11 protein-coding genes are annotated in these 12,333 nt (G+C 44.8%); 2 read left to right on the forward strand and 9 right to left on the reverse strand.

Going from position 1 to position 12,333, the window contains the following annotated elements; all coding sequences use genetic code 11:
* Position 1: 1 nt before the first annotated feature.
* From ACKTT9_RS30115 to ACKTT9_RS30155, 9 genes are all read right to left on the reverse strand, one after another.
* Entirely contained in the window at positions 2-1,351 is a 1,350-nt protein-coding gene (locus ACKTT9_RS30115; RefSeq protein WP_407868872.1) for an alkaline phosphatase family protein, read from the reverse strand.
* 30 nt (positions 1,352-1,381) lie between these two features.
* Positions 1,382-2,251: a UbiA-like protein EboC gene (gene eboC, locus ACKTT9_RS30120; RefSeq protein ID WP_407868873.1), complete on the reverse strand. Its 870-nt coding sequence runs from the start codon at positions 2,249-2,251 to the stop codon at positions 1,382-1,384.
* Complete coding sequence (locus ACKTT9_RS30125) at positions 2,248-3,111, reverse strand: sugar phosphate isomerase/epimerase family protein (protein ID WP_407868874.1); 864 nt, start codon at positions 3,109-3,111, stop codon at positions 2,248-2,250. The genes eboC and ACKTT9_RS30125 overlap by 4 nt, the downstream gene beginning before the upstream one ends.
* 17 nt (positions 3,112-3,128) lie before the next feature.
* Complete coding sequence (locus tag ACKTT9_RS30130; protein WP_407868875.1) at positions 3,129-3,932, reverse strand: TatD family hydrolase; 804 nt, start codon at positions 3,930-3,932, stop codon at positions 3,129-3,131.
* Between the two features lie 26 nt (positions 3,933-3,958).
* Positions 3,959-4,810 carry a sugar phosphate isomerase/epimerase family protein gene (locus ACKTT9_RS30135; RefSeq protein ID WP_407868876.1) on the reverse strand — a complete coding sequence of 284 codons (852 nt, stop codon included), beginning with the start codon at positions 4,808-4,810 and terminating at the stop codon, positions 3,959-3,961.
* A gap of 444 nt (positions 4,811-5,254) precedes the next feature.
* Positions 5,255-6,421, reverse strand: coding sequence for a glycerate kinase (locus ACKTT9_RS30140; RefSeq protein ID WP_407868877.1), 1,167 nt, complete (start codon positions 6,419-6,421; stop codon positions 5,255-5,257).
* Between the two features lie 33 nt (positions 6,422-6,454).
* The gene (locus tag ACKTT9_RS30145) at positions 6,455-7,606 is read right to left on the reverse strand and encodes an NAD(P)-binding domain-containing protein (RefSeq protein WP_407868878.1); all 1,152 of its coding nucleotides are present in this window, start codon (positions 7,604-7,606) and stop codon (positions 6,455-6,457) included.
* 12 nt (positions 7,607-7,618) lie between these two features.
* Positions 7,619-8,671 (reverse strand): Gfo/Idh/MocA family protein, encoded by a 1,053-nt coding sequence (locus tag ACKTT9_RS30150; protein WP_407868879.1) that lies wholly within the window; start codon positions 8,669-8,671, stop codon positions 7,619-7,621.
* A gap of 6 nt (positions 8,672-8,677) precedes the next feature.
* Positions 8,678-9,415, reverse strand: a complete 738-nt coding sequence (locus ACKTT9_RS30155) for a ThuA domain-containing protein (protein WP_407868880.1) — start codon at positions 9,413-9,415, stop codon at positions 8,678-8,680.
* Between the two features lie 159 nt (positions 9,416-9,574).
* On the opposite strand from ACKTT9_RS30155, the gene ACKTT9_RS30160 reads away from it, so the two are divergent.
* Together ACKTT9_RS30160 and ACKTT9_RS30165 are read left to right on the forward strand one after the other, a co-directional pair.
* Complete coding sequence (locus tag ACKTT9_RS30160; RefSeq protein ID WP_407868881.1) at positions 9,575-10,483, forward strand: AraC family transcriptional regulator; 909 nt, start codon at positions 9,575-9,577, stop codon at positions 10,481-10,483.
* A 217-nt stretch (positions 10,484-10,700) separates the two neighbouring features.
* A complete protein-coding gene (locus ACKTT9_RS30165; protein ID WP_407868882.1) occupies positions 10,701-12,239 on the forward strand; it encodes an ABC transporter substrate-binding protein in 1,539 nt (512 codons plus the stop codon).
* Positions 12,240-12,333: the final 94 nt, after the last annotated feature.

Below are 12,333 nucleotides of genomic sequence, written 5' to 3' on the forward strand. Positions count from 1 at the left end.
TCTAAGAATCGTAGCCCAACATATTGAAAATGATTGTCGGAATATCCCTTGCACGCCACACGGCAGCTTGATTGATGAATTCATGCGATGGACCCACAGCTATGAGACTTACCAAGTCATCTTCGGTCGTCGGACAAACACCATGAGAACCTTTGATGAGCTCCGGCGTTAAAGGAATGGACCGCGTCTTATAATCCATGAACAGCTCTACCGCATCGTATCCAGGCTTACGATGAATATCCACGGTTGTGGCATACGGAGGAGCTGCATTCGGATCCTGCCACCAATAATAGGCAAACCAAGCGTTTCGCTCCGCAATCGCAACAAGTTCGCCTGCATTCGGATGGTGTAAGCTCCACTGCTTTTTGCCGGCTTCGCCAAGGACTTGCGCCACCCCATCAACCTCAAGCAGAACGCGTTTCACATCATCCATAATGACAGGATCATGGATATAAATATGTGCGATTTGATGATCCACGACAGCAAAAGCCTGGCTATGATAGGTGTCAAGATACTCTTTGCCATTCAGTTCAATCAAATTTAACCAGCCTTGCTCCCGAAAAATGCGATTTAAATACACCGGTGACTCCACAGGATGGAGCGCGTATTCGGAAAGAATGACCACAGTGGTATCCTCCATTTTTCCCATTTGCTCCAGCGAATCCACAAACTGTCCAACGATCTGATCAATCTCTTTTATCGCCTGCTGTTGTTGTTCACTTTCTGGGCCAAATCTCTGAGCTTGGTAATCAAGATTCGGCAAATAAGCGAAGGTTAGGGTTGGATGATGATCTTCAACAATATGGAGTGCGGCCTTCGCAATCCATTCACTCGATGCTACTCCTGCAAGGGGTCCCCAAAAAGAATGAAGCTTGAAAGGACCTTGCTTCTCTGCGATTTGCTCATACAACCCAGGAGGGTTCGAAAAGTACCACTCCTCCATCCCCTGTTCCAAGTGCATAGGAGACGGTGTAACAATAAAATCCGCGTTATCATATTTAATATGCTGCATAAATAAAACAGCCGATTTCGATTCAGGATGGAGTCGTTTTAAGGTTTCCCAGATCCGTTCTCCTTCCAGAGGAGCAATCGTCTGTTCCCACATTAAAACTTCTCTTTGCTTACGATCAAAACGTCCGTTACCCACAATACCGTGACCACTTGGTTCCTCACCTGTCGTGATTGTGGCTTGCATCGCTCCTGTGACTGCAGGAAAAACAGGCTTTATCTTAGATACACTGCCCCTAGCAGCGATACGATTTAAATTTGGCGTTAACTCTTTGTTCTCCAAGTGAGCAGGCGTTAAGCCCACCACATCAAGAACAACAACATGCTTCGCTTGTTTTTGCATATTTTCCCCACTTTCTCCTTTTGTGCTTCACTAAGTCATGGCGATGGTTCGTGCCATCCAAGAAGATACGACGATAAACAAAGCTACGATTAATGCGTGAAGCCCACCGTCCATAATGGAAACGATTGCTGCGTTTAATAGCAATAAAGACAATATTCCATATTTCACTCCCCGCTTAATGAAAGCAGGTTTAGGCTCACGTAGGGCCGGATACAAGGCAAATCCCTCTACAAAACCATATAAGGAGATAAAAAATAGCTCCATCAGCGAAAAAGAGTCCTTAAACATCCCAAAACCGATTAGCCATAAAAAGATACCAAAGGGAATCAAGGCGATTAATAAAATGCTTGTCCTTGTGTACCCGTAATTTTCTCCCCGACTTAACGCCGTTACTCCGATAATATGCAAGAAGGGAAGCAGCGCAAGAAATGCGAAATCCCAAAAATGCTCATGCAAAAAGGATAGTCCCAGCCATAAGTTAAGACCTCGGCATAAAGCCATCACCAGTGTGCCTGGAATCGCATATTTTTTTGCCCAAGTATCGTAAAGCACAATAGCAGACACCAAGGCCAGAGCAATATAAAAGGAAAACAGACTGAAGACAGCAGCTAGAGCTAAACCACCTGCCAAAAGCATACATGCCAGCATGAGTGCATGGCTTCTGCTAATTTTCCCTGACGGTATGGGCCGTTCAGGTCGTTCAATTTGATCTAGCGAGGCGTCCATCACATCATTTAAAACAACACCTCCCGCATAAAGCAAGATCGAAGAAACGAGCAACAGCCAAACCATACCGGAAAGACCTTGACCAACACTGGAAACAATAAACGCCCCAGCTAATACATCACCTGCGGAGGTGACTAAATTAGGAACCCTTAAAATTTGCAGATAGGCTTTCATCTTGAACCATTAATCGCAGTTTTTGTTCTAGCCAACTCTTGAAGGATGGGAGAAATATAGTCAAACGCTTTTTTCGTAGCCGGCACCGGATCTTCTTCATAAGGGTACAGCTCAATCGTAATAAACCCCTCATAATTCGTCTTTGCAATTTCATTCAGTACCGCTCTAAAATCAATGACCCCTTCACCTGGGACCAAATGATGATGAATTCTTGAATTCGCTATATCTTCCAAATGATAGTGTTTTGTATATGCCGCTAATTGACTGATCAATTGCACAGGATCTTCCCCTGCACAGTAGAAATGACCGATATCGAAATTGAGGCCAATCCAGGGTGACGATATACGTTCCATAAACTTAAGAAATTGTGCGGAAGTCTCAATTAATAACTCCGGCTCAGGTTCAATCATGACCGTTACGCCTTTTTTCTCCGCGTGTTCGGCAAGTTCGTGGATCGCTTCCTCAAAAACATCCAACGCCCAATCTTCCTTTGCCCCATCCAGCGGTCCTCCCGGCTCAATCGAAAGATGGGGAACCCCCCACTCTGCAGCAAGATCAATACAGCTCAACGTGTGGTTGATTCGTTTTCGCCTTTCGCTTGCTTCCTTTTCAATATAGGAAGGGCGCCAGCAGTCCCCGAGAGCATATAACATGAAGGCATTCAAATTACAGATCTTCAGCCCATTGTTCTCTGCTCGTGCTTTGATTTCTTGTCTTCTGGCCGGGGTTAAATCGGGTGGATAGGCGTGTGGGATATCACACAGAATTTCTAATCCATCAAAACCAATCTCTTGTAACGTATCCATGGTCGTTAATAAATCGAATCTTTTATAGGCATTTGCGCTGAAACCCAATTTCATTGAACTTCCTCCTCATCCTATTCGTACATTTCAATATTTAATTTTCCTGACATTTTGTAGAACTGATAAGGGTTGTCCCATACGACCTTTTGAATCTCTTCCTGGGCAAACCCGGCTTCTTTCATCTTTTTACACGTACGAGGAACACTTATTGGATCTGCCGGGCCCCAGTCACAGGCACTGTTAATCATAAGCCGATCCGTTCCATATTGCTGCATAATCGCAATCGCTCTTTCCGGTGTAATTTTCCCTGGGTATACGGTCATACCCGCCCAAGCACCATATTCCAATGCAAGGTCAACGGTTTCTTCAATATTGTGATCCAGCAATACCTTTTCAGGACGAATACCGATTTCATTCAAAACTCGAATCGTTCTTTTTGTCCCCTCCCGTTTATTAACGTGTGGAATATGAACCATCACAAGCATGTCTTTTCTTTTAGCCAACTCAAGTTGTCTACGCATCACTTCTTCTTCCGCATCCGTAATTTTGTCAAAGCCTATTTCGCCGATTGCAAGACATCTTGGGTGCGATAAAAATGGCTCCATGCCCTCAACCACTTGAAGCGCAAGTTCCAGATTATTGGCTTCTTTCGGATTTGCAGCTATACATGAATAATGTTCAATATCATACTTTTTTGCTCTTACAGGTTCGAAATTTAGGATATGGCTAAAATAATCATAATAGGTATGAACCGATGTCCGTTCACTTCCCAGCCAAAATGCAGGTTCAACGACAATTTCAATACCGCTTAACGACATTTTTTCGTAATCATCTACCGTTCTTGAATACATATGTACATGAGGATCTATAATACGCATACTCATCTCTCCTTTGTTTTTGTGGATTAACACGGGATGGTATAACTTAACATGTGTGCGAGTGCACGTTTTGCAGCTCCATCGGGATCGTCAGGATATGAATAAATTTCAAAAGTAATAAAACGGTCGTAACAGATAAATTGAAGCGCTTCCAAAACTTCCCCGAAATTGATATCGCCTTCTCCAGGCACGAGATGATAATGCTTGCGTCCTCGAATATCTTCAAGATGGATATTAAAAATTTTCTCACCAAAACGTTGGATGGTCCCTGCCAAAGGCTCGCCAAGAACTTCCGTATGGCCTAAATCCAAATTGATACCCAGCAATGGGTGATTGAGCTCCGCAATGACGCGCAGAACCTCATTTGCATTTTCAATTAACAGACCTGGTTCATATTCAATACCTATCCGAATATTTCTTTTTTCCGCATAAGGCAGTATTTGTGTTAAAGATTCTACTAATAATTGATAGGCTTGTTCCGGAGGATTTCCGGCAAGACACTTACCAGAAGTCACACTGATACAGGAGGCTCCCCATTCGGCAGCCAAATCTATACACCTTTCGGTATATCGAATTCTTTGAAGACGTACTTCCTCTATTCGATTACATAAGGAAGGCTCAAAAACGGTTTCTCCAATACGATGAATCGATGGATAGACGCTAACCGCGGTATTCGCATTTATATTACTAACGGACATTCCCCTTTGTTCCAACAAGCGAGTCACTTGTTTCACTTCTTGAGGCGTAATAGCAAGAGGAGAAATATGAGGGTGATCGGCTAGGATTTCCAATGCTGAATACCCACAATTATGAATTCGCTCAATGGCTTCGTTCAAAGAGAAACGAGTGTAAGCATTACTACTGATCGCGTAACGCATATAACCTCTCCTTTTAGTGCTAATTTGGATCTCTTGTAAATATGACGTAAGGTCAATAAATACCAGCTCGCAATTAAGCGTTTTCAAATAAATGAGTTGATTTCCCCTTCCTTTGCTTGGATGACTAACCGTCATATTGCTTCATCACATAATAAATTCTATTGAATTAACACTTATTAAACAATTAGCTATATTGCGCAATTCCTACCTTTACTTGCGATTCTTGCGGTCCCCCAAAAGAGAGCTTGTCGCGGAGGCGGGCGACACGCAGCGACGATCTCATGCTGCTCCCGCAGATCAACACGCAGATGACGCCAAGCGTGATGCAGCGCACAAAAGGCCGCCAAGAAGTAGAACTTTCTACTTCTTGGCGGCCTTTGTTTATTTCTCGCTACTGAACAATCACATCATCGAATTTCGCATTGGAACGATGTGCATTCAGCCCTATTTAACCTGAGCTGAAGCTAATATCCCTTTTTGCAGCTTCATTGATAGTGTTCGTATGAGCTGCTCACTCGCTTGCTCTAGCAATTCAGGTGCTTGCTTCATGGCTTCTTCTAATGGCATAGGACCGGTCATAATGCTATGAACACTATGAATACCAACATCGTACAAGCGTTCGATCCCTTGACCTACCGAACCAGCGAAGGCAATTGTAGGAACATTGAATTTTTGTGCCTCTTGAGCAATGCCCATCGGTGTCTTGCCAGATACCGTTTGGTTGTCAATCCGGCCTTCTCCTGTTATGACAAGCTCTGCGTCTACTAGGTGCTGACGCAATGAGGAATACTCGATAACAACATCAATCCCGCGTTGTAGCTTAGCAGGAAAGAAAGCAAGGAATGCTCCACCAAGACCGCCTGCAGCACCGGCACCGGGCTTATCATGCAGATGCATACCGGTATGTGCTTCGATAAGATCAGCCCAATGTGTCATATTTCGCTCGAGTTGATTGATCATTACAGGGGTAGCACCTTTCTGAGGGCCAAAAACATGAACAGCGCCTTCTGGTCCGATCATAGGATTCTGCACATCCGAAGCGATCAGAAATCGAGACTCGGCAATTCGTGAATCCCAGCCACGATTATCGATGGTCACAATCTTGTCCAAGGCCCCTCCACCCCATGAAACATCTTCCCCGGCTTCGTCTACTAGTCGCATACCCAACGCTTGCAGCATCCCTGCACCACCATCAAGCGTAGCACTCCCGCCAATTGCCAAGATGAATTCGCGATATCCGGCATCCAGTGCTTTGGAGATTAGTTCACCCGTTCCATAAGTTGTTGTTATTAGCGGATTTCTTTGATCTTGCGGTATTAAACAAATACCTGAAGCACAAGCCATCTCGATTACAGCGACCGAGCCAGACTTAATCGCACCGTAACGGGCTTCTATCCGATTTCCTAATGGCCCAGTTACGATTACCGGATTAGACACGCCTCCGATACCTTCAATCAGGCAATCAATGGTCCCTTCTCCTCCATCGGCTACCGGAATGCGTACAGTTTGAACATTGGGCATATATCTCCTAAACCCCTTGTCAATAGCTAGTGCTGCAGCGGCTGCACTCATGCTTCCTTTGAAGGAATCAGGCGCAATAATTATCTTCATTGTCTTCCCTACTTTCCAAATGAAAACAACATTCTATTCGGCAAGCACGATATCCCATTCATGAATCTCATAGTTGCGGGCTCCTTCAATAATATAAGGATCCTCTTTCACCCATGCCTCGACTTCCTCCAGGCTATTTGCTTTGTAGATAACCAATCCGCCAGCTCCGTCTGTAAATCGTCCGTTTGCCAGCAGCTTACCTTCCTCTCGCCGATTCGCTAGAAATTGTAAATGCTGTTCTCGAAACTTCACGCTTTTATCCGCATCTTTCATCGGTAGAAAAACGGCAAAGTGTTTCAGGGACTCTTTATTCTCATCCCGCTGAAGCTGAAAACCCAGCATAGCAGACATATCCTGCCCTGCGAAACCGTTTCGAATCGCGCCTTTCAGCAAGCCTCTTACGCGGTTGCCAACAGATAGATCTACGCCGCTTTGCTTGGCCATTTCGATTGCGAGGTCCAGATCTTTTCCAAGAAGCTTAATCGCAAAACCAGGCTTGTAGTCTTCCTTGGCAATGTGATTCCTATAGTGACGTTCAAGCATGCGGCTTCCTGCAAAGCTCGAACCTAAAATCTGCACAAGTTTCTCTTCTTCAACAGATGATTTCCTTCCAAGCGCCAAACCTTCACTAACCGCTTGAGTATGAATACCAACCATCAGTTGATTAATAAGTTTCACGACCGAGCCGCTTCCGCTGCTGCCAACGTAATCAACTTGCTTGCCGATTGCTTGAAGCACGGGGAGCGCTCGTTCAAAATCGTTCCTATCACCGCCGACCATAATGCTCAGCGTACCTGCTGCGGCACCTGTCGTACCGCCACTAACCGGCGCGTCGAGAAATGAAATGCCGCGATCTGCAGCAGCCAAGTATATTTTACGATTTAACTCCGGACTAACGGTACTGTTGTCAATCAGCATGAGACCCTCACGCCCATTGTTAATCAAACCATTATCGTCCAGATACACCTGTTCAATATCAGCAGGCAGCGGTAGACAAGTCATAATCAAGTCCATGTGAGAGGCAAGATCCGCGACCGTGTGGCCCGTATGTCCCCCTAATGCTTCAAGCTGCTCTTCAGCCGCTTTGCTTCTGTTTACCCCGTATACCTCATAGCCTGCTTTAATTAAATTTCGAGCCATGGGCAAACCCATATTACCGAGACCAATAAATCCGATTTTCTTCAAAATAGTACCTCCTCATCTAATAACCTTATCTATAGATATGGGGACCTTTTCTCCCCGTTTGGCGCTCTCAACCGCCGCAAAAACCATCGCCATGCTCACCAAATTATCGGAACAATCCGTTTCCGCTTTGCGGCCTTCATTCAGCGATGCCATCATCTCATCGAAACAAGCGTCATGACCTTCTTTGCCCGTCCAGATCTCGGAAGGTCCAACTGTTTCAAACTCCTGCATGCGAGAATCAGTCGTCACTTCACCCCGCAACACGTTGCAATACGGATCGTTGTCGCCATCCCATATGAGCGTGCCTTTCGAACCTACAACCCGCCAACTTCCTTGCCAAGATGTTGGAGCGCCATGTGCACACCATGATCCGTTGTACGAAAACACCGATCCATCCGACATCTCGAAAATACAGATTGCCGAAGCGTTTCCTTTATACCAGGAATACGGGGGGTTGAACTCATGACAATACACGGATATGGGATCAGCCTGAAGCAAATACCTGGCCTGATCGAACGTATGAATAGCCATATCCAATAACAAAGGATTATTCATGACATCACGAAATCCGCCGAAGTGCGGTCCCAAGAAGAAATCCGCTGTTGTTTGTCCCGGCTTTCCAATTCGATCTTGATCAATCATTCCTCGTGCTTCCCTGATCTGTTTCGAAAAGCGGCGATTCTGCATAACGGAATATGTCTTGCCATGCCGTCGTACAAAGGCATCCATCTCGATGGCATCCGCCATCGAAACGGCCATCGGTTTTTCTCCGATCACGTCGCAACCTAATTGTACCGCTTTCATTACGATTTGCTTGTGAACCTCGGGAATCGTCACATCGAAGACTAAGTTCGAATCCGTTTGGCGTATGGCGTAATCCAAATCATCGCTGCATAAGCAGTCGATCCCAAATTCCCTTGCCATTGCTTCCGCAGCCGATCTATTAATATCAACCAATGCGACGATTTCTATATCCGCACGAGACATCGCATATTTCACCCAGCGCTTAGCCATATTCCCACAACCGACTTGTGTAAGCTTATATGTTTTACTCACAGATGACATGATGGACTATACCTCCTGCTGCGACTTAAGCTTTTCTAACGGCTTGCGATTTCCGAAGTTAGGTGCCGGTCTTGTCGTCGGCGCTGCCCAATGTACAGCATTTCGAATAACCGTTCGGATTTGTTCATTGTAATAGGTCGGATAAGTTTCGTGCCCCGGTCGGAAGTAGAATATCTTTCCTTGCCCGCGCTGATACGTGCAGCCACTACGGAACACTTCTCCGCCTTCGAACCAACTGACGAATATAAGCTCATCCGGTGTTGGGATTTCGAAGCTTTCGCCGTACATTTCCTCTTGTTCCAGTTCAATATATTCTCCAATGCCTTCTGCAATAGGATGGCCAGGTGCCACGACCCACAGCCTTTCCTTCTCGTCGGCTTCCCGCCATTTCAGGTTGCAAGTTGTGCCCATCAGCTTTTTGAATATTTTAGAGAAATGCCCGGAGTGCAGAACAATCAGTCCCATCCCCGCTAATACGCGTTTATAAACGCGCTCCACAATTTCGTCCGTAACCTCGCGATGCGCTTTATGTCCCCACCAGATCAGTACGTCTGTTTCATTTAGCCTTTCTTCCGATAGTCCGTGCTCATCTTCTTCCAAAGTCGCGTAACCAATCTCCAGTCCACTACCTAAACCTTCCCCAATAGCATGATGGATACCCTTCGGATAGATTGCTTTCACTTTCTCGTTTATCTGCTCATGTCGGTATTCATTCCAGATCAAAACACGTTTTTTTTCGCTCATACAAATTCGCCTCCTGAATGTTCAATGCGTTCATCTACCTCCGATTATAGACACCTCCCCCAAACAAAAGATACGATCAAACCTGACCTCTTCTTCTCCAAAAATGACATCCATGATATACTGTTTCCGTAATTGCCTACAAAAGCGAGGTGCTCCTCATTGAAAATCCCTAGCCATGAACACGTGTCTCCCGTCAAAGAGGAAGTTGTCGACTATTTCAATCCTTCTCTATACTTGAAAATATGGGAGATAGATCTTGAGCCTCTCCAACCCGATATGGAGATCACTGGAATCTGGCATTTCCATAAAGAAGTCGAATTTCTGATCGTTACCGAAGGAAACATGGGTATTCAAACAAAAGATGAGTATTATTCACTGCAAAACGGAGACATTGTCCTTCTAGGTTCCTCCGAGCTGCACAGAACACATAGAACGAACATGTCTCCTTTAAAATTCATTGTTTTCCAAGTCGATATATTCCGGTATTTCGACCAAAGCGACCTTCCTTACCTGCATGGCTTCTCTGAAACAACTCGTGCGCTAAGTGAGCTTAATTATTTGCTGCGTGAATCTCCAAAAGTGCGCCAGGAGATATTCTCTCTTATTCAATCCATATACGATGAATCTCAGCAAAGAGAGCGCGGTTACGAGCTGTTCATAGGTGCCGCCATTAAGCGTCTACTTTGGCTTCTCGTTCGTCACGATACCCGTGGCCTTCTTCAGAATAACGATTCCTACGATATTCAACGACTCCGACCTGTCTTCGACTATGTCGAACGCAACCTGCATCAAAAAATTACGATTGAAGATGCATGTACGCTCCTTAACTTCAGTTACCATTACTTTATCCGATATTTCCGTTCCGTCATGGGATGTTCCTTCATAGAGTTTATTAACCATAAACGCATTAAAAACGTCGAGAGACTTCTTCTTACTCAAAATCTAAGTATTACTGAGATTGCCCATGTATCCGGTATACCCAGCACGGCGCAGTTTTACAAACTGTTTAATCGTTACAACAAATGTTCGCCAAAAGAATTCATAAAAAACATGAGTGGCAAGAGATAATTCGAACGATCTGCTACGGACTTTTCTTACACTTTTCCAAGTTTTCAAGCTATGATTCCCACATTCCACCGTATTCGCAAAGGACAATTATTTTCTCAGCAGCTGTATACAAGTAATGTCTCTATTCTGCCCTTTGAATGGAATTTATGATGAAGTTGAAGCTAGGGCGTTCATCATCACGCTGCGCTTCAACACTATTTCGGGGAGGATACGAAAGATGAACGTAGTAAAACGATTACCGGTTTTAATCACGATTCTCACAACAATTACATGCATAACGGCATGCTCATCTAACGTGGGGAACACACAAAGCAACTCGAAGGGCACTGAAAACGCTATCAATTCAGCCAAGGAGCCTCTCTCCATTCAAATGTTCGCGGGACTATACAATGAAGTCCCTGATATGAATGATGCTTTTTGGACAGAATGGCAGAAGCGGACCAATTCGAAATTGAATATGGAATGGGTACCTTCCGGGGACTTGGACACGAAATTGGATCTCTTGCTTGCATCGGCACAATTGCCGGAGGTGCTGTCAGTTCCAGACTTCAAAAGGCCGTCATTAATCGGCGCAATTAAGAGTGGGGCTTTCTGGGATCTTACGCCTCTGCTTGGCGATTTCAGCAAATATCCCAATTTGAAAAACAATGTTGGCGCGAATGCATTTAAATACAGAACGGTTAACGGCAAAATTTATTCTCTTCCAGGATCACGTTCTGCGATTGACCCAGGAATCAAGATTCGCGAAGACTGGCTCAAGAAGCTTAATATTCCCGTCCCTACAACGCTTGATGAATACGCAGATGCATTAGTCAAAATCACACAGGGCGATCCTGACGGAAACGGTCGCGCTGATACACTCGGATTAATCGGCGGAGGTGTTATCATCAGCGACGGCGACGCTTCATTTGCTTCCGGCTTTGGAGCCATGAATCCAACCTATAACAACGAAGGAGGACTTATTTACACCAACTTAAATCCTCAATATACAGATACAATCGCTTATTTCAGAAAACTCTATCAGTCTGGTGCGTTGTCTAAAGAGTTTGCTGTAACGAAACGTACCCAAGCACAAGACCTATTCACAACTGGACGCGCTGCTTCCTATACAAGAAGCATCTGGTGGGACAAGGAATGGGAGGATTTGATTAAGAAAAACGGTCAACCGGACGCAAAGATTCTTAATCTGACATTAAAAGGTCCGAAGGCTTATGCCGTTAACTTGACGATCGGCGGCACTGGAAGCTTCCTGATCTCCAAGAAAGTTCCAGAAGCCAAAGTCATCCAATTGCTTGACTATTTCGAGAAAACAGCCTCTACCGAAATGACCGACTTAGCTTATTATGGCATCGAAGGCGTTCATCACACCGTGATAGACGGACAAAAGGTTCTCAATGAGAAAGGGGTTAAAGAAGTAAACACCACAAGTAAAAACGCCGGCGTACTTGCCACCATGAAATGGGGAAAAGTCATCAGCGCATCGGGAGATAAAGCTTATAATGATGCCAAAATAGCCGAAGTAAAAAACTTTGACGAAGTCGGCAGTGTGGATCCGTTCAACTATCTCAATTCAGACACATGGAATGAGCTATGGGCAAAGCGCCAAGATGAGTGGAAATCCATGGTCACCAAAGCAATCGTTGGTCAAATTACGATGGAAGAATACCAGAAATATGTAGACACTATTAACAACTTGCCAGAAGCTAAAAAAGCCTATGCTGAATTCGCGACCCAGTATAAAGCGATAAAACCGTAATTTATACACGTACGCATTGATATAAAGGAAAGGAAGGTAATCAGAACTTATCCTGATTACCTTCCTTGTCTGTTTATTTCTAGCTCTTGTAGAT

It is taken from the genome of Paenibacillus sp. P36 (assembly GCF_045866505.1).
Classification (GTDB): domain Bacteria; phylum Bacillota; class Bacilli; order Paenibacillales; family NBRC-103111; genus Paenibacillus_E; species Paenibacillus_E chondroitinus.